At 57.0% G+C, this 19,518-nt stretch carries 15 protein-coding genes; 2 read left to right on the forward strand and 13 right to left on the reverse strand.

The features are described 5' to 3' along the window. Positions 1-41: 41 nt before the first annotated feature. The 7 genes from H522_RS18270 to H522_RS0107820 all read right to left on the reverse strand — a co-directional run bounded on the left by H522_RS18270 (position 42) and on the right by H522_RS0107820 (position 7,447). The gene (locus tag H522_RS18270) at positions 42-1,325 is read right to left on the reverse strand and encodes an MFS transporter (RefSeq protein WP_051344039.1); all 1,284 of its coding nucleotides are present in this window, start codon (positions 1,323-1,325) and stop codon (positions 42-44) included. An 82-nt stretch (positions 1,326-1,407) separates the two neighbouring features. Then, positions 1,408-2,082, reverse strand: coding sequence for a bacillithiol biosynthesis deacetylase BshB2 (gene bshB2 / locus H522_RS0107795; protein WP_026961893.1), 675 nt, complete (start codon positions 2,080-2,082; stop codon positions 1,408-1,410). 69 nt (positions 2,083-2,151) lie between these two features. After that, the gene (locus H522_RS0107800) at positions 2,152-2,502 is read right to left on the reverse strand and encodes a YojF family protein (protein ID WP_026961894.1); all 351 of its coding nucleotides are present in this window, start codon (positions 2,500-2,502) and stop codon (positions 2,152-2,154) included. Between the two features lie 180 nt (positions 2,503-2,682). Beyond that, positions 2,683-3,126 carry a GNAT family N-acetyltransferase gene (locus H522_RS0107805; RefSeq protein ID WP_026961895.1) on the reverse strand — a complete coding sequence of 148 codons (444 nt, stop codon included), beginning with the start codon at positions 3,124-3,126 and terminating at the stop codon, positions 2,683-2,685. A gap of 31 nt (positions 3,127-3,157) precedes the next feature. After that, a complete protein-coding gene (locus tag H522_RS0107810; RefSeq protein WP_425387011.1) occupies positions 3,158-4,294 on the reverse strand; it encodes an acyl-CoA dehydrogenase family protein in 1,137 nt (378 codons plus the stop codon). Between the two features lie 59 nt (positions 4,295-4,353). Further along, positions 4,354-5,139 carry an IclR family transcriptional regulator gene (locus H522_RS0107815; protein WP_026961897.1) on the reverse strand — a complete coding sequence of 262 codons (786 nt, stop codon included), beginning with the start codon at positions 5,137-5,139 and terminating at the stop codon, positions 4,354-4,356. Positions 5,140-5,332: 193 nt separating this feature from the next. Then, a complete protein-coding gene (locus H522_RS0107820; RefSeq protein WP_026961898.1) occupies positions 5,333-7,447 on the reverse strand; it encodes a S9 family peptidase in 2,115 nt (704 codons plus the stop codon). 148 nt (positions 7,448-7,595) lie between these two features. Here H522_RS0107820 and H522_RS0107825 point away from each other — a divergent pair, with 148 nt between their 5' ends. Both H522_RS0107825 and H522_RS0107830 read left to right on the forward strand, forming a co-directional pair. After that, positions 7,596-8,489, forward strand: a complete 894-nt coding sequence (locus H522_RS0107825; RefSeq protein WP_051344040.1) for an endonuclease/exonuclease/phosphatase family protein — start codon at positions 7,596-7,598, stop codon at positions 8,487-8,489. Between the two features lie 86 nt (positions 8,490-8,575). Next, on the forward strand, positions 8,576-9,430 hold the full coding sequence (locus tag H522_RS0107830) for an SGNH/GDSL hydrolase family protein (protein WP_026961900.1): 855 nt from the start codon (positions 8,576-8,578) through the stop codon (positions 9,428-9,430). Here H522_RS0107830 and H522_RS0107835 read toward each other — a convergent pair. The 6 genes from H522_RS0107835 to H522_RS0107860 form a co-directional block, all read right to left on the reverse strand. After that, positions 9,366-10,538 (reverse strand): glycosyltransferase family 4 protein, encoded by a 1,173-nt coding sequence (locus H522_RS0107835; protein ID WP_026961901.1) that lies wholly within the window; start codon positions 10,536-10,538, stop codon positions 9,366-9,368. The genes H522_RS0107830 and H522_RS0107835 overlap by 65 nt on opposite strands. Continuing rightward, the gene (locus tag H522_RS20455) at positions 10,535-13,492 is read right to left on the reverse strand and encodes a CDP-glycerol glycerophosphotransferase family protein (RefSeq protein ID WP_051344041.1); all 2,958 of its coding nucleotides are present in this window, start codon (positions 13,490-13,492) and stop codon (positions 10,535-10,537) included. Before H522_RS20455 ends, H522_RS0107835 begins: the two co-directional genes overlap by 4 nt. A gap of 246 nt (positions 13,493-13,738) precedes the next feature. Continuing rightward, the gene (locus H522_RS0107845) at positions 13,739-14,704 is read right to left on the reverse strand and encodes an aldose 1-epimerase (protein WP_026961902.1); all 966 of its coding nucleotides are present in this window, start codon (positions 14,702-14,704) and stop codon (positions 13,739-13,741) included. Positions 14,705-14,809: 105 nt separating this feature from the next. Further along, a complete protein-coding gene (gene aspD, locus H522_RS0107850) occupies positions 14,810-16,510 on the reverse strand; it encodes an aspartate 4-decarboxylase (RefSeq protein WP_051344042.1) in 1,701 nt (566 codons plus the stop codon). 137 nt (positions 16,511-16,647) lie between these two features. Beyond that, positions 16,648-18,096: an MFS transporter gene (locus H522_RS0107855; RefSeq protein ID WP_026961904.1), complete on the reverse strand. Its 1,449-nt coding sequence runs from the start codon at positions 18,094-18,096 to the stop codon at positions 16,648-16,650. A gap of 129 nt (positions 18,097-18,225) precedes the next feature. After that, on the reverse strand, positions 18,226-19,461 hold the full coding sequence (locus H522_RS0107860; RefSeq protein ID WP_026961905.1) for a YeeE/YedE family protein: 1,236 nt from the start codon (positions 19,459-19,461) through the stop codon (positions 18,226-18,228). Between the last annotated feature and the right edge of the window lie 57 nt (positions 19,462-19,518).

Here is a 19,518-nt window from a genome sequence, read left to right on the forward strand (position 1 = left end):
GGGCTGACCGTCCCCTTTCCAGACACGTACTGTAAACGGCGTCAAACCTTGCTCATCCTGTGAACGCGAGCGCTTCGTTTCCGGTCCATCCCCCGTTTTTCGCCGAGGGCGCCACTTTGTGGCGGCGAGCGGTGCCCAACACGGATGAAAAAGCCGTCCAGTATCGCCAAAGCGACTGCTAACCCGCTTACCACCAGAAACATCGTGCGCGCTGAATACGAGAGCAGCCAGGTATAGACCGGCGGCCCGAAAGCCACTCCAAGAAATCGCACACAGTTATAAAAACTAGTCACGATGCCCCGTTGCTCTTGGCCGACGACAGACGTAATCAGGGTGTTCAAGCTGGGCAGGATGCTTCCCGTCCCGATGGCCCCTGCGGTTAAAAGCGCGAGCAGCCACCATGGCCTATCCACCAGCCAACTGGCGCAGCCGAGCGCCGCCGCCAAGAGTACAAACCCCATTACCAAAAGCCACTTCATGAGCTGCTTGCGGCTGTTCATCAACCAGCCAGCAGCCAGAGCCGCAAGCGTCTGCGCGACGAGCGGGATCGCCAGATACAGGCCCTGGCGAATGCCCGCCACTTTGTACACCGTCTCGAGCAAGTCCGAGAGGTAGAACAGCACGCCAAACAGATTGAAAAGGGCAGCCGCACCCGACAGATACGCGACCCACAACCAGTGCCCTTCGCGACGAAACAGTTGCCCCAGCGAACGCAGGTAGTCGCGCAGGTTTTGACGATTCTCGGGACGCTTGGAATCAGAAACGGTGCGCCACACCACCCAGGCTAAGGGCAGACATAACAGTGGGAAGACAAAGAATACGGCGAACCAGGCAATCAGTCCGACAGCTGACCCGAGAATCGGGCTTGTGACCTTGCCAAAGGCGTTGCCCGCCTCGCTAGCGCCCAAGGCCTTGCTGCGTTCTGCGCCTTGAAACTGGTCGGCCATCCAGGCCATGGCAATCGGGGCGGTGCCTGCAGCCCCTATTCCCTGCAGTATGCGCCCAATGAGCACCCACACGTATGGATGCGGCAAAACGGCTGCGCATACGCCGGCGAGGACACCGCCTGCCCCAAACAAGAACAACGACGGGATGACGACCCACTTGCGCGAGAGGGCGTCCGAAAACGCGCCGGCGAGCGGAATGACGACCCCCGCCGGCACCGAAAACAGGGTGATGAGCAGGCTGATGGCCATTTTGCTGACGTGCATCTGACGGGCCATTTCCGGCAGTACCGGAATCAGGACCGAGTTCCCTAAGACCATCACAAACGGCACGGCGGCCAGTGCACCAATCACGAGTGCTTTCGACGTAGACGCGGCCATCGGAATCCTCCTCGACATGGTCTGTCTAGGAGTTTGTGTAAAATCCCGCGGCCCTAACCCTTTCCGGGCGACCTCTTCCCCGTCAGTCGTCGAATCGGTACGTGTAATACGCCTCTCTGCTTCGCTCCGCCTTGGCCTGGCGCAAAATCTCCGGGCGATGTTGGGCTTCCTCCTCCAGCCGTTTTAACATCGCCTCCGACTGCGACCGGTGGGCCCGAATCGCCGCCATCTTGATGTCGATGACAGAACTCACGTCATTGATGACATCGGGATCGCCCAGTTTTTCCCGCGTGTCTCTGGAAAACGCACTGCAGTGCACGACAGGTCGCCGCTCCTTCGGCAACATTTCGACCGCTCGAATCGTGGCTGCCCCGAGCGCGTTATGATCTGGATGCACGGCAAACCCTGGGTAATGCGTGATGATTAAGGAAGGATTGAGTTCCTCAATGATATCCTTAATCCGACCGGCCAGTACCTCGCGGTCCTCAAATTCCACGGTTTTATCCCGCAGACCGAGCAGCCTGAGGTCGCGAATGCCTAAGACTCGACAGGCCTCGCGCAGTTCCTTTTCCCGGACGTCCGGCAGCGACTCGCGCGTTGCAAAGAACGGTTTGCCCATGTTTCGGCCCATTTCGCCCAATGTGCCGCATACGTATGTGACCGGGGTGCCCGCAGTCGTATGTAACGCGATGGTCCCACCGCTGCTAAACGTCTCATCGTCTGGATGCGGAAAGACAACGAGTACATGTCGTTCCAAAGTCGTTCATCTCCCTTTTCGCCGGGTCCGACCCGTAGTCGCCAAGGTTTGGAAGTACCGTCCGGAGGTTCAAATACGAAACGGTGTCCGGCTCAGCTCCAGGGCTATCGCCAAACGCCCATCCGCGTCGTGGCCTGCCATCAGTAGGCGTCCTTCACCATCCACCTCATAGTCAGTAAGCCCCTCTGCGTACACCCAGCCTTCATTCATTTTCAGGCCGACCCGAAACGGCCCATCCCCGCTGACAACCCCGCGGTGAAAGCGGATGCGACCATTCCGAATGTAGGCGCAGACGGTCAGCGCAGACTCTTGCCGATGGGCAGCATATGCCCCGTTGGTGGTCTCTAAGTGCACATAGACGTCCTGGTTTTCAAAGGCGTTCAAGGCGTTCTGCACTGCCTGTTTATCGATAGGTCCCATCATACACCCTCCGTCTCAAACCTGGTGCTCAACGCCAGAGCACACTATCTATAGGTTAGCAGAGTGTCGTCCAAACTGCGAATCCCAAATACCGAATTTACCGACCGTCATACCTGCCCCGTAGACAAGAACGATGGGCAATCCAAACTGGATCGCCCATCGGTTTTCGCCATCCCTGGGTTAACCGGACAGTTCCTTTTCCATGCGGACGTGCCAGATGCCGGCATCCAGGAACTTCTCCGGGCTGACCACGCGATACCCGAGCCTTTCATAGAACCCTTGCGCCTGACACTGAGCGTCGAGCACCACCCGGGCGCAGCCGAGCTGTCGTGCCACAGCTTCCGCCGCCTCCATGACGATCCGGCCGTAGCCGCCACCACGCGCTGCCTTGCGTACGGCCACCCGCTGAACCTTCCCGGTCTCGTCGTCAAGCCGCTTCACGCGCGCAGTGGCCTGCGCACATCCTCGGGCATCGCGGACGAGTAGGTGGGTACAGGCGGTCACCCTATCCAGCTCGTCCATTTCCAACTCCTCGGGGACCCCTTGCTCCTCAATGAACACCTCGCGACGAATTTGTAGACACTCCTGGAGCTGCTCCTCTGTCCTGACAACCAGTGCGTGCATCGGCGCCCCCCTTTGCGCGCACGTCGAAGTCTTAACGCCCAGTCCGCGTCTCGTACTCTTTTTTTAGCTGCGCGGCGATAATGTTCTTTTGAATTTCCGACGTGCCTTCATAGATTCGTGTGATGCGGGCATCACGGTAAAACCGTTCAATGGGATAATCCGCAATATAGCCGATTCCCCCATGAATTTGCACCGCTTTGTCCGCCACTCGGTTATACACCTCGGAACCATACAATTTCAACATCGCCGCTTCCTTAATGATTTTCTGTCCTTGGTCCGCCTGCCAGGCCACTTTATACATGTAGGCGCGCAGGGTATCGATTTCCAGCGCCATTTCGGCCAAGTAATGCTGGATGACCTGCTGTTCAAAAATCGGCTTGCCAAACTGCTCTCGGGTCATTGCGTACTCAAGCGATTTCTCCAACAAGTATACGCATGAGCCCAGACAACGCGCGGCTAGTCCAGCCCGGCCGTTGGCCAGAATGCTCAGAGCGTTCACATAGCCGCGGCCGACCTCCCCGAGCACATTCTCCTCCGGGACCTCCAGGTCTTCGAAGTACAATTGCGCTGTCTGTGAACCATGCAGCCCCATCTTCTTTTCGATTTGTCCGACATGAAAGCCCGGAAAATCCCGTTCGACGATGAATGAGGTGATGCCTTTCGCCCCCGCGCTCGCGTCGGTCACCGCCATAACCGTGAATACGTGCGCAATGGGAGCGTTAGTAATGTAGATCTTCTGCCCGTTCAGGATATACCGGTCTCCCTTCTTGACGGCGGTCGTACGCAGGTTGGCTGCGTTCGATCCCGCCTGTGGTTCGGTCAACGCGAAAGCGCCAATCCACTCTCCGGTCGCCATCTTGGGCAGATAGCGGCGCTTTTGTTCCTCACTTCCCAGGGCCACGATGCCTACGCTGCCAATGCCGTTGTGGGCGCCGATGATGGTCGTGTATCCGTTGATAGTGCGGCCCAGTTCCTCGAACACCGCACACTTGCCGAGCATCGACAGCCCGAGTCCGCCGTATTCTTCTGGGATGCTGAGCCCAAACAAACCGAGTTCTTTCGACTTCTCGAGCAACGCGTCCGGAACCCGGTCCTGCTCCTCAATCTGCATCGCCAACGGCTCCACTTCGTGATCGACAAAATCACGGACGGTTTGTTTCATCTCCATCACGTCTGGTGGCAACCGAAACTCCAAGGTTTTCTCCCCCTCTTCATAAACATGGTCTGTTAGGCGTATTCATCGGCTACAGCCATACCACCGTGTTGACGCGAAAGCCGTCGCGTGTGCTCCAGCAGAACGCGGACGGTCTTGGCGACAGTCTCCTCATCCAGCTGCGAAGTCATCGCCAGCGACGACATGACCAACTCGACACGCCCTGACTTCCCGAAAATCGGGGCGGCAATCGACGTGATACCTTGCATCAACGTGCCGTGAGATACGGTGTAGCCTCGACGGCGCGCCTCGCGCAAGGAGGCCAGGAATTCTTCCGGCTCGACCTCCGTATGCGAGGTGTACCGAATCATCCCTCGCTCGACAAACCGCTGCCACTCGGATTCGTCGTCGAAGGCGAGAAAACAGCGACCAAACGCAGCCCCCCCGAGCGGGAACTGCTGACCAATCGAAACCGAGATGGTGGGATGGTCATGGGCCGGCTGTTCGGAAGCAATGTAGATGAGCCTATCGTCCTGCAGGCGTTCGACCAGGACTGTGGTGAACCCGGTCGCTTCCGCCACCACGGCCAGTTCCGCCATGGCTGCCGAGACAAAGTCGTTCAACGCACTCGCCCGCTTGCCGAGCGGGATGAGATAGGGACCGAGACTGTATTTTTTCGTCTCCGAGTCATACTTGAGAAAATCTTCCCTTTCCAGCGTCCGTAGTACGCGCAGGCAGGTGGTCTTGTTGGTGTTCAGCCGTTCCGCAATTTCCTTCAGAGAGCAGTGCTTGTGCTTATAGCGGCTGAGGAGTTTCAGGATGCGAGCCGCCAAGGCGACAGACGGAACCTCATATTCCATACACTCACCCCCTCCAGCCGACCAAATAAGCGCTTACATTACATATTTGAAACTCTATTTCGACAATGGACCGCAGTCTCATGGTACGCCTTCACCGAGGCGGCGTCAATACGAATCAATGCCGAAAGGGGCTGTCCCTTTGCAAAAACCTCATCGGTTTGTGCAAAGGGACGCCCCATCAAGCTGCGGTGAATCATTCGGGCCGATGACTATCGATAAAATTGAATATGGCGTAAAGCCGGGCCAGCCGCAGTTTCGGCTTGCCTCCGCGGGATAAGCCGTGGCTGGCATTGGGAATCCGCAACAACTCAACTTCCGCACCGCGCCGTTTGAGCGTCGTGTACAGCTGTTCTGCCTGTTCCATCGGACAGCGCAGGTCGTTCTCCGAATGGATGATTAAGAGCGGGGTCGTGATGCGGTCTGCATACGCCAGCGGCGACATCTGCCACAATCGATCCCGTTCGGCAATCACATCGCTCACGCCCAGTTGACTCTCGACGAACAAAGGGCCGATATCGCTGCAGCCGTAAAACGAAATCCAGTTTGAAATCGAGCGTTGCGTGACCGCGGCAAAAAACCTATCCGTATGCCCAACCAGCCAATTGGTCATAAACCCGCCGTAGCTGCCCCCGGTGACCGCAACCCGCTGCCCGTCCAAAAAGTCGAACTGACCCAGGGCAGCGTCCAACCCGTTCAGAACATCCGCCGCGTCCGCTTCGCCATAGTGATGCCGGACCGCATTGACAAACTCCTGGCCATAGCTCGTACCGCCGCGGGGATTGGTGTAAACCACCGCATATCCCTGCGCTGCAAACCATTGCATCTCTTGAAACATAGCATAGCCGTAGTGCGTCTGCGGACCGCCGTGGATCTCGAGCAGGACCGGATACTTCCGACCAGGTTCACAGTTCACCGGCTTCATCACCCAACCTTGAACTTGCCACCCGTCGACGGACGAATACGAAAACGGTTCGGGATCTACAAGGGAGACTTCCTCCAGCCACTCGTTCGAGCGGTCCAAGCGCGTCTCCTGCGTCGGGAAAAACGGCACCTTCCCGTCCAACGCGTCCATCACCGTACGTGGAGTCCGCGGTCGTACCCCCTCCCCGATGCGTACCGCTGCCACCCTGCCTGGGTGCGTGGGGGTAGCGTAGGTGATGACAAATTGAGCCTCCCCATCACTGGTGAAGCCGTACACGTCTCGATCGCCGCCGATAACGACTTCGCCCAGTGGCGTGCTCCCGTCCGTCGCAAACCGGACGACTTCACAGCGGCCTTGACGCGCCGACAACACGTAGACATAACGGCCATCCTTCGACCAGACGGGCGCTTGCGTTTTCACCTGACCATGCATGTCCGAGCCGGTCGCATCCCCGAGTTCGTCGGGAAACGCCTGTGTGAGCTTGGTCAGCGTCCCATCCTGGCGCGACAGCACAAACAGGTGTGTATGGGCGGCGGACCAATACTCATACAGTTCCTCTCCATGCCCGAGAATCGCCAGGGAGCGACCGTCGGGTGCGTACGCCAATTCATGCGCGACCACGTTTTCCGTGAGCAGTTCGGCCTCGCCGCCGCTTGCCGACAAGCGGTAGACGTCTTCATACCACCAATGGATGTCCGGGTTCTCACGTCGGTTCGTCGTAAAGACCAGTTCCGTTCCGTCTGGAGCGACCGCAAACGAAGAAACGCCCTCGGGTTCCCGCGTAAGCTGCCGGCAATCGCCCGTATCGACGTCAATTTGCACCAATTGCCGTATACGTTCCCGGGACAACCCGACGCCATCCGCTTTGTAATACAAGCGACCATACCGTTTGGGGTTCTCCGCCCACTCCTGATTCTCTTTATCCAGCGCCTCTTTGACTTCTTTATCGGAAAGACCGGGGTCCAGAAGTTCAACCTCACCCACATCCGGATATCTCGACACCGGGACCAACGCATACAGACTGTGCCCATCCGGGGCCCAGGCCAAACGGCTCGGCGCATAGCGCAGCCGAGTCAGCCGGCGTGCCTCGCCCCCGTCCCTCGGCAATAACCAAACCTGGGTACCGTAGGCACGGTTGGACACAAAAGCGACCTGACTCCCATCGGGAGACCACACGGCTTCATAGTTGTTTGTGCCGGCACTTGTGAGGTCCCGTACCTCCTCTCCGTCAATGCGCGCCAAAACCAGCTGGGTCTCGTAATCATCCTCCTTCTCCTTTGCCGTCATGCGCTCGAAGATGACCCACTGCCCGTCGGGCGACAGCGCGGGATTGGATAACCAAGCAAAACGATATAAATCCTCCGCGGTGAGGGTGCGTTTCGACATTCCCGATTCCCTCCTGGATTCACGCAAGTTGAATGAAGTTTAATGAAATGATTTTACCAAATCACGCCGAGACGGTGCACGCTGCCCATGCGTAATTCCGCACTTCCGCGCAAACACTACCGAAAAAGCAAGGATGAGGTGAATTTGTATGCGGTGGCGTCACACGCTGCTCTCGACTTTTACCACGGCCGGGATGTGCCTGGCTTGTCTCGCGTCACCTGCGTGGGCAGCCGAATCGCCTGCCGCAGCCAAGCAGTTCGCTCCCTCGGCCCTGACCTTTGTCTCCTATAACACGCACGGCGGGGTCGGCATGGATGGAAAATACGATTTGCAGCGAATAGCGAAGGTGATTGCCCAAACCCATGCGGATGTCGTCGGGTTGCAAGAGGTGGGCGCTTACTGGCATGAACACGCTCAGGAGGACGATGAAGCGGAGTTTTACAGCAAACGGTTGCACATGTACGGTTTTTTCGCCCCCATCTTTGACCTCGACGCACATAGACCGGGTGACCCCCGCCGTCGATACGGAGTGCTTCTGCTCAGCCGGTTTCCCATGCACGAGGTGGAAAACCACCCGATAGCGCGGAGGTTCACCCAACATCATCAGGAAATCGTCGCGGCCAAGCCTGGGTTTGCCGAGGCAGTCATGCAAATCGATGGTCAGGACTTGCACGTCTACCTCACACATTTGGATTATCGGCGAGACCCTCAGGTTCGGGAACGCCAGGTGCATGACATGATGCGCATCATCGCCCAAGACCGGGGGCCAAAGGTACTGATGGGTGACTTAAACGCCACCCCTTCTGCACCTGAACTACAACCGTTGTGGCGTGTGTTTGCTAACGCGCTGGGGAAGTGTTCGAATCCTTGCATGACCTTTCCGGCCGACGCGCCCAACCGCCTGATTGACTACGTGTTGGTCAGCCGAGGAATGGAGGTGAAGGACGCACAGGTCATCGACAGTCAGGCATCCGACCACCGGCCGGTACGCGTCCAGTTGGTCCTGCCGGCCGGAAAAAAGGAGAATCCGTCACTGGCTTGACCCAGTTCTCACCAGGCGTGAATTGTTATACACTGATTGGAACATTGTAGCGAGCCATTCGAACAAGGGAACCGGTGATGAAACCTATGAAACGAACTTGGATGGTCTTAGCGGCTGCAATCGTCACCATCGCAGGGGGGCTGGCCGGATTTACCCATTACGGCTCGCCCCACCGCGAGTCTACCTCCCCTGGATCGACCTATCCCGGAGCCATGCACCCCAGGGCGACCTATCCAAGAGCGACGAATGGTGAAGAAACCACCAGCCTCCCGCGGTTCCAACAGGAAAAGGTGCTGGTCGTGGGGGGCTCGATGGCGCGCGGGTGGTTGGACCCAAAACGCGATAGCTACATTCGGCGCGCGTTCTCAGAGTTGAGTGAAACGACCCCGGTGAGATGGCAATACGTGGACCACTCCCGGCCGGGATCGCGCGCGGTCGATTTTCGTCACCAATACCCAGAGTGGCTGACCCAAGATCATCCGCAGGTCGTGGCCATATCCTGGGGCCTATTGAACGACTGCCACAAGCACACCCCCATGGTGCGCTTTCGTCGCGCCATTCGTTCCGAAATCGCCACGGCTCTCGCTCAGCACAGCGTGGTGATGATAATTACTCCGCCGGTTACGGAGGCATCCTCGACCTATTTTCGCCACAGCACAGCGCGTTACGTGAACGCCGAGCTGAAAGTGGCGCGAGCGTTTCACAACCCGAACGTCCACATCTATGACGTACTCGGGCAGATGCGGCGATATCTGGCTGCCCACGGCCAGACATATCAGGCCTACAAGGGGAACGCCTGGCACCCCAATCGAGCCGGACATCGCTTGGCAGGAGAGGTCTTGTATGCCGACATCGTTCAGACGCTTGGCCGCGGTCCTATACACTACCGCGAATTTCCTCAAATAACTGAAGCCACAACGGTCCAATCTGTTCGATACTGAAACGCTGCACATTGCGCAGGGCATTTTGGCCAAACCGGCGACGTTTCTCCTCGTCGCCCATCAATTCCATCAACGCGTGTGCAAACTGCTCTACGTTCCCGTTTTCCACCAAGAGACCATCTTCACCGTGGGTGACAATCTCTCCCGGCCCCTTGGGACAATCAAACGACACCACAGGGACTCCACACTGCATAGCTTCCACCAACACCATACCAAAGCCCTCATAGCGGGAACTTAAGGCGTAAATCGACGACTGACCCAACTCCTGCTGCATGTCCCGCGATGGCCCCATCAAAATGACGTGGTTATACAAGTGCTTGTCCAATATCATCTGCTGGAGCAAATCTCTATCCCGTCCGTAACCGTAAATCTTCAACCGCCAATCGGGAAACCGCTCGACAACCAGGGCGAAGGCTTCAATCAATAGATCGAATCCCTTTTGCGGAACCAGGCGGCCGGCCGCAATCACGGTCTTTTGATCCAACGGTGAGACGGGGCAAACCACCTGTGGCGCCGAGTTCGTGATCTTCCGGATATCCAATCCTGTGTCGGCAAACAGGCGGCGATACGTCTGTGTATCCTCATCGGTCAGGGTGATGAGATAGTCCAGCTTCGGGTAGAGCTTGCGGATGGCCTGCTGCAACCCGGGGGGGTGGATGTCGTAATTCAGATGCTCCTGGCCAATCCGGCACACGTGCGGATCGACATACTTGGCTGCCATTAAATTGAAACTCGGCCGTGTCGTAATCAGGATGCCATCATGGATGGACTTCAGACAACGATACATCTTGATGTCGCTCATCAAGGAAAACGCGTGATATGCCTCATCGTCCCGGTGAATGAGACGGCTCTTTTTCGGAATGCGCAGTCGGTTGAAGATCCGCTGTTTCAGGCTAGCCTTGCCACCGCCTCCCTTGGCGATGGAATTACGCAGGACACGGATGCGTATCCGCGGATGGATGTAGAAAAACGGTTCCTTATTCTTGCGGAAGACACTGATGATCTCTACATCCTCACCATGATCCGCTAAGTAATTGGCGGTATTTAAAACCGTTCGCACCGTACCGCCCATCCCATAGATGTCGAAGATCAAAAAGCGGATTTTCATCCTCGTCCACCCTTCCCGGTCTCGCCAAACACAGCCTCAATCACACGACCAGCCGCGCCCCCATCCTCCAGCGAGCAAAAGCGGCGCACAAACGCGTCGTATTTGGCGCGATAACGCTCGGACAGCTGACCTGCCTCGCGGATGGCGGCAAACAATTCCCTTTGGTGCTTCACCAGAGGACCCGGCGCCTCTTGTTCAAAGTCAAAGTAAAACCCGCGCATGACGGATCGATAGGACAACAAGTCGTACGTAAAGAAAATCATCGGCCGTCCTGTATTGGCAAAGTCAAACATCACTGATGAATAGTCCGTGATGAGCAGGTCGGAGATCAGATACAAGTCCTGGATGTCGTCGTAAAACGTAAGGTTACGGACAATCCCACTGTCATCCAATAGCTGCATGCGCGCCGCATCAAAGTAATGCAGCCGCAGCAACAGCACATATTCACCTCCGAATTCGCGCTTAAACTCTTCTACATCAAACCGAAATTCATACGGCGTGTTCCTCCGCTTGCGCTCTGAGTCACGCCACGTCGGAGCATATAGAATCACCCGTTTGTCCTCGGGGATGTTCAGGCGACGTCGGATTTCCTTGGCGCGCTCCTCGGCATCGGAACGGTAGAAAAGGTCATTGCGCGGATAGCCAACCTCCAAGACCGTCTTCTCGTATCGATAGGCTCGGCACAAAATTTCGGCCGTATAGGCATTCGGAGCCACAAGATAGTCCCATCGACGTACCCGTTGCATCAGTTCCGGCGCAGTATTCTCCGCATACGCGGTCGATCCCGGATCGACATCGTAACCCAACCGCTTGAGCGGGGTGCCATGCCAGGTCTCGACATGAACCGTTCCGGCCCGCTTCCGGTAGAAATCCGGAAAGTTCCCGTTGTTAATGAAGTACTTGGCGCGCGCCATGTAATAGAAATAGGCGGTGGACCTGGGCTTGACCAAGCGCGGCTCCCCCGGCAGCGACTTGTTCAGGTCCTTCATCACCCAGACCGCTCGAAAACGGCGCCCCTGCCGCAGCATTTCCTCATAAATGGCACGCGGATTACAGGCATAGCTGTTGCCGTAATAACTCTGGAAAACCACCAAATCGGAGCGTACCGGGAGCACGCTGTTGGCCACTCGGTATAAAGCCACGCGCGCCTTGTCAAACAGACGTCGCAGCCGCGTGTGCCGGTTCAGCCGATCGTCAAAGGACGCCACCACCGCATCCGGACTTATCGTCAGCGGAAAGCGGGAATGGTGCCGAGGAAACTCCAGTTGACACGCGATCGAATCAAAGTACAGGTTGCGAGTCAGGTCAGGACGCAGCCGGGCAAAGTCTTGACTGGCCAACGTCGTGGTGAAGACCGCGTGAAAGTCGTTACTGTTGGCGTTGACCCGCCGCAAGCTGCAGTCCACCGGCAGACGAATATGTTCGCCATATGGACAACGCACCTGCATCTGGCCGTGCACGGTCTCCACCCCCTCAACTGGGGGCAAGATTTCTAAGCGCGCCCGAACGACCATACCGCTGGTTGTCAGTTCCACGGACGAAACCGATTTGACCCGTACATCCGGCCTCACTCGAATGGCTAAATAGTCGCCTCGGGTGTACAGCGGATAAACCGCAAAAGCCTCATTCCCATGAGCAACTCGCTGACGGGGAAAGCGCACGCGTTCGTTTTTGCGCTGGATTCCATCCTGCCACGCGTGCAACCGGCAGCTTTTTCCCCGCCAGGCCAAAGACACGTCCCAGAGCCCCTCGCGCAGCCCACAGGACCATAGGTCATCCAAGCGCAGCCGCACGGAGAAACGCCCGTGTTCAAGAACCACCGGCAACGAAACCTTCGCGGTCGAATCCCGGCGGGAGAACCACAGTTGCGCTTCTCCCGTCGCCCCAGCTGGACGAACTACCCAGCCAGAGAGGGAGATGGCCGCATCGCGGGCATAAACCGTTTCAATCTCCACCTCCAGGTCATGTGGCACCGCGACCATGAGTGGCCGTAATCCGTCTAAAAGCAGTTCAAGCCGTACCGCACCTTGGCGGGTGTGGACGACGGAAGCTTGTTCGGCCAGGATAAGCGGACCGCCTTCGCGACGCCGTACAGGCAAGAGATGGACATCCTCCTTGTCAGCCACTGAAACAAAGAACTGAAACCGTTGGTCCATGTCTCTGGCCATATCCATGGCTCCAACATGGACGCGGCTGCGAAAGGCTAAACAGGAGTCTTGCGAAGGGGCACCATATGCGGAAACGGAAGCAAAACCGTGCGCCTGGGTTGGTGTCGACCCAAAGCTTCCCAGGGTCGTCCCGGCTTCGTCCGCTGCCCAAGGCACCGGAGTGGCTGGAAATGGGTATTCGACCGTCGCCAGTTCATTGCGAACCACGAGTGTCAAACGGACACCCTCAGGTTCATGCGGATCGACCAAGGGTCCAAAAACGTACCCGTCTAGTACAAGGACCCCGTCGCCGTCCCACTGGGCCGACACGAGCTTCGCAGAGCCGTTCAGTCTCCGAATCCGAATGGAGAAGTTCCCTTGCACGGTCGTATACGGGATGGCTGCAAGCTGTTCCGGCCGGTGAAACAAATACAGCGATTCACTTTCCCGGAATTGACTGCGCAGCCGCCAAGGTCCCGATTCGCCTCTCGTATCGGCACCGCGTGGGGCGACATAGACGTCCCAAGTATCGACAGCAAATAGAGTCTGGTCGAGATGATCCGACGCTGAAAAAAGGATTTCCGTTGAGTAGTACGCCTCACCCGGTTCTATCTCTTTGGTCCTCACGCGCTCTAAAGGAAACGACAGCGACCGATTAGATCCCCGCTCCTTCAGCAACAACTCATAATCGTGGCCATCGTCAACAAGCGGGGTCAACTTGACCTCCCAACCCCGGTTTGTCGAATGAATGGCTTCTAACTTCCACTCCTGCTTATCCGGACGAGTAAACCGCCCACGTCGGTTCACGTACAGTTCCTCCCGCTACTCCGTTGTGGACATGCACAATCGGCCCATCCAACAGATGCGACCGATGGATGTACCTGACGTCACTTTAGAATTTCCTTTTTCAGACGGCTGATGGGCTCACAGCCTAAGAACGAACGTATTTTCTCATAAGTAGACAAGCCCGTCTAGCACAATACATTACATAATCTGTCACGTCGAGGTAACCGTACGCATAGGTGTGCCATACAAAGGCACATACTTTCCTTGCTACAGAGAACAGACCTCAATGCGCGTCGTCAGCACGCGCCGTTCTCCTGGCGCTAAGGCGTCCAGGCCGGTGTCGGATGCTGGTAAATTCAGATTCGGAGCGTTGGTCACCCAGGTATAAGGTTCGGGGCAGAGGAACCCTTGGTGTCCGTTCCCGTTATAGACCACCCAAAAGCGAAACCCGTCCTCGCAGACATAACGGACCTCCAACCGCGCCGCCTCATCTCGGAGCACAGCTTGGTTGGGTTGTCCTAGGGCGACGGAAAACACGTCGTCGCGAGCAATCCCGGCCAATGGCAGATTGTCCGCAACCGCAGGCGGAACGTCCTCACGTCGACCGGTGGGTAGGTTCCGTTCATCGAGCTGCCACTGTTTGTCAACCGGCAGACTGAACCGGCAGTCTTCTAGGCGACCATCCGCAGCAAATGGGAAACGGAAGGTGGTATGGTACCCAAAGCCGAATGGCAACGGTTCGGAACCCTGGTTCTCAATCGTCGCACGCTTGATGACCTGTTGTCCGTCCAAGACGTACTCCACCATAATGGTAAACCGCTGCGGCAGCTGGCGTAGCACATCCGGGTGCGCTGCAGAGTCGAACCTCACGATAACCCCAGAACGGCGGCCGCCTTCGACTGTCTCGGCCTGCCACGGTTTATGAGCCACAAAGCCATGAATGTGATTGTGTTTCGCAGGTTCATTGATGTCGAATTGATACGATTGGCCCTCGTACTGAAACCGGCCATCAGCGATTCGGTTGGGCGGAAATAAAATCGGCGCGCCGAATAAGATGGGCCGTGCATCGTATGCAGCGCGACTGTCCGGCTGCCGCAGAAGTTCGATACCCGAAGGTCGATGTATGATGGATACCAGTTTCCCGCCGAGATTGGGGGTAACCGTGATTTGCAGAACTTCATTTTCCACCGTGAAGGCTGGTTCTCCAACATAGGTAGCATGGGTAATTGTCATTAGCTGTTCTCTCCTTTATTGAGGTTGTCCGGAAAGGGACCGAACCCCCCTTTCCGGACAATATAGAAGCCAAGCGGCCGGGTGCTGACACACGCGGCCGCTCGCTCACCATGTTTGTTCCGATTGGGCGTTCGCGTCATCCCGGGATACATCCATTCGCCACTCGTGCACATACTCCTCCAGAGCTCTGTGCAAGTAGCGGCCAATTTGCGCGTAATCTTGATCGTCTAGGTTCGCCAACGAAACTCGCACCGACCACGTAGGTCCGTGGAATCCGCCGCCGCCCAGCAATACGACCGACGACTGCTCCGCCAACCGGAATAAGACATCAATCGGTTCATAGTGGTCTTTGAGGTATTGTGCGAATGCCTCTCCGTAATGCTGAGCTGCCCATTCTCCCAGGTCGAACTCCGTATAATAGTCCGCCATCCATGGAACATTGGGCGCGGGCAGTTCGAGTCCTTCGTAGAGCAAGTGTAGACGCCGACGGCAAATCGATTTGGTCTGCTCTTTATAGGTATTGCCCGCATCGACCAAGGCAGCCGCAGCAAACAAGGCCATCTGAACCTGCTGCGGCGTAGACAGACCTGCGGTATGGTTGAGGGCCACCTGACGGCTGTCGGCCACCAGCCGATCGATAAAACGCAGGTGCGCCGTGTCTTTGGTCAAGGATTGATACCGCTGCTCCAGGTCCTTCTGTTTCGCTTCCGGCAGCTGGGCAATCCGCTCGTCAAACACGTTGTCTTCATGTAGTACAATCACGCCTAAGCGCCAACCGGTACAGCCAAAGTATTTGGAAAACGAATACACGCAAAGCGTGTTCCGCGGCAGCTCCGCCACGAGTGACCGAAATCCGTCGACAAACGTGCTGTACACATCATCCGAAATGATCATCAACTGCGGATTGAATCGACGCACGGTCTCGACCAAGTACTGCATGGACTTTGCATCCATCGCCACAGACGGGGGATTACTGGGATTGACCACAAACAAAGCTTGAATGGACGGATCGCGCAGCTTGTCCAGTTCTCGCTCCGGATACTGCCAGGTATGACTGCCGTCCACAGCCCGACCGTTGGCTTCAATCTCGACCACATCGAAATGGTAATTGGGCAGACTGGGAATTTCGATATACGGCGGAAAAATCGGCACCATGACCGCAATCCGCGCCCCCGGCTCAAGCAGGTGATTGGCGACCAGGGACTCGAATATGTAACACATCGCCGCCGTGGCACCCTCAACCGCAAACAGGTGAAGGTTCCCTATGGAGTTTCCACCGCAAAGCTCCTGCACGAGGTAGGCGCGAACCAACCGTTCCGTATACATCAGCATGCGGTCTGGCGTCGGGTAGTTGTCTCCGATGATGCCGTCGACCAATTCGTATACATACCCGTCCGCATCACCCCCCAGTTTGTCGCAGCCATAACGGATAATCTCCCGCAGCAAACTGGCGCCGGGTACACCACGATGCACCTGGAGGAATTCCTGCATGCGCTGACCTATACCATCCCTGCGCGGTTTTCCGGCTAACTGACCGTCGTTCCACACACGGCGGCATTCCGCAACCGCAAACTGGCCGAGCAAAAAGAACGCGTCGCGTGCCCCGGCGTGAATCCAGTTTGGATTTCCCCGTCCTGCGTCAAGCAAAACCCGAGTGCTTTTCTTTTGGTGGTCTTTGGCCAAGCGAATCAGTTCATTCTTCAGTTCAAACGGACTCAAGGACGTAAATCCGCGCTCAAACTCCCGCCGGCGAGCCGGATCCGCTCGTTCTGGGGTTCTCTTTTCGGGAGCGGTCTTCGTCACCATCTCCTGCATTCCTCCTCGGGTTTACACAGGCCTACGGCGAACCGCATGCCCTTCGCGTCAGGCGTCGTCACCCCCATTATTTGCGAGCTTCTTCGTTTCATGCAGAGACGGCGCAGCTGTCAGGGGGTAAACGAGGGTTACCCCTTCGGAGAAGAACCGCGGAGATAGGAACAAAAGATGCCCACAAGCGTTACGAGGAATAGCGCGCAGAGAGCCAAACGGTAGCCACTCGTGATCTGGACGAGATCGCCCATGCTTAAACGTGCCCCTTGCCCCGCGTACACGGCATTCTGAAGCCGAGACGGCAGTGCCGCGGTGACCAACATGAGGGTAATCGCTGTGCTCAAGACCTGGCCCATGTTCTGCAGCATGGACCGCAAGGCATTGGCCATGCCGCGGTGGATATCCGGCACGCTCATCATGATGGATTTGGTATTGGGTGTCAGGAACAGGCCCGATCCGAACCCCACCAGGAACATCGCTCCACCGAGGGGCCAATAAGCGCCGTGCGGATGCAGCAACCCGGCCAAAAGCGCCAAGCCTAGTGCGCTGAGCGCCAAACCCAAAGTCGACAAAACGCGGGCGCTGTAACGGTTCGTCAGGGCGCCAGCAATCGGCGAGGATAACAGCACCCCCACCGTAACCGGCAGCACAGCAAGCCCCGCCGTTCCGGCATCCATGCCAAACGCCGACTGGAAATACAGCGCCAACAGGAGTACGACTGAAACGCGCGCGAACGCATTGAGGAACGTCGAGACATTGGCCATCGTGTAGCTGGTGGTTCGAAACAGGGAGAGGTCAATCATCGGAAACCGGGTGTGACGCTCGTGCCACAGAAACCAGGGTGTCAGTACCACAAATAAAGCGAACCCAAGGAGTACACTGAGATGGACCCAGCCAAGTACGCTTCCTTCCGATAGGGCCAGCGTGAGTCCCGTCAAGCTAAAGAAGGACAGGACAATTCCAGCGACATCAATCTGCTCTCCCGATACGCGCCGAGGGGCCTGGCGGAGCACCACCGCACCCCAAATCAAGCCCAAGAATCCGACCGGAACATTGAACCAGAACATCCATTGCCATCCCCACGCCTCGCCAATCCACCCTCCCAGTACGGGACCCAAGAGCTGCGCCGCCGCACTGACCAAAACATTCGCAGCCAGCCCCGTCCCCAGTTTGTTACGAGGAAACGCGTCTGTAATCAACGGGGTGTTGTTCGCAATGATTAACGCCCCTCCTGCGGCTTGCAGACACCGTAGGGCAATGAGCACCCAAACGTTCGGTGACAACCCTAAAAGAAAGCTGACCGCCGTGAATATCGCCATGCCCAGCAAATAGAGCCGACTACGGCCCAGGATATCGGAAATTTGGCCAAAGACGAGGATGAGGACCGTGTTAAACAGCATGTAAGATAATAAAATCCAGTTGGCTGCAACCGCCCCGGCCTGAAAATGCGCGACAACAATGGGAAGCGCCGCGTTCAGAGCGCCGAGATTTAACATCACCAAAATCACGCCGAGACTTGTGACCGATAAAACCATCCATGGATTGATGCGGGTCTGCGCTGGCTCTTGTACCTGTACTGCCATAAAAGATCCCCTTCTGTGCGGAAAGGTCGGGCTGAAACACCCGACCTCTTGTACGAAACCATGCTATGGAATTATATTCCATGCGACTTTCTTCATCCGGCTTTACGCAAGGCGACTGCTCGAGGTTGCTTACCGATTGGCCAACCGGCACACCGGGCGCAGCGCAACCCCAATACCGCTGCCGATGAGGGCGCCTAAGAACCATTCCCAACCGTGCAGACTGAATGTCGCAATCCCTGAGAAATAGGCACCGATGTTGCAGCCAAACGCGATACGCGCGCCGTAACCCATCAGGATGCCGCCGAACAGCAAACCGACCACCATGCGCCATGGCAGGGTGTTAAAACGGAGTTTAGGGAGCAGTCCTCCGAGCGCCGCGGCCAACAGCGCACCCGCCATAATCGCGATGTCGTCGGTCGTCTCCAGGTGATGCAGAACACCCGTGTTCAAAGCGTGCAGGTTATCCGGGTTTTGCCAATAACCCCAAGTTTGCACCGGCACACCGAACCACATGGCCACCTTAGCTCCCCACAAGGCGAATGCGGAGGTTACCCCCCAAGCCTTGCCCGAGAGCAACAAGATGACGAAGTTCCCCAAAGCCAACACCAGCGCGCCCGCTAGCCACGACCATGGCCCGCGGACCAACGACTGCCAGGTCACCCGACCGCGAACAAATAGTGGCTCGACCGACCCGTTCCGCCGTTTCTCGAGCAGAGAAACGAGAACGAACACGACGGCCATCATCAACAGATTGACGACGAGACCGCCAACCGGGCCAAACGACTTTAGCAGATAGACATTTCCCAGTTGCGGGGTGGACTGCCACCAGGTAAAGTTAATCGTTCCCAGAAGAGATCCGGCGACAAACCCAAGCAGGGTCAAAAGACCGCGCGCGTCCCCGCCGCCGATATGATACAAGGTCCCAGAAGCACAGCCGTCGCCGAGCTGCATTCCGATGCCAAATAAGATGGATCCCACCAGAACGGACACCCCGACTGGATGTACGCTGGCCTGCACAGGGTGTCCAAACAATGTCGGCTGTAGGAGCACTGGCAAGCATATCAGGTTCGCGATGGCGAACATCACCATTTGTGCCCGGATGCCTATCCCGCGCCCCGACACAATGAGGTGACGGAAGGAACTGGTGAACCCGAAATGCGCGTGATAAAGCGCGATTCCCAGGACACCTGCAACCAGGAACAGCACCGCGTGCACATAGGAATCGTACATTGCCAAAAATACTGCACCGACGATGAAGAATGCAATCGAAATGAGGACCAGCGAGCGTTGCATCGACGGGCGTGTATCACCAGGCAATGTGCCACGGCTGTCCAGGTTTAAGATGTGTCTTTCTATCGTGGCCACATACTCCACTCCTTTCACTTGGTCAGATGTTTGAAGGATGCACAGTGCATTATACGA

Source organism: Alicyclobacillus herbarius DSM 13609 (assembly GCF_000430585.1).
Lineage (GTDB): Bacteria > Bacillota > Bacilli > Alicyclobacillales > Alicyclobacillaceae > Alicyclobacillus_G > Alicyclobacillus_G herbarius.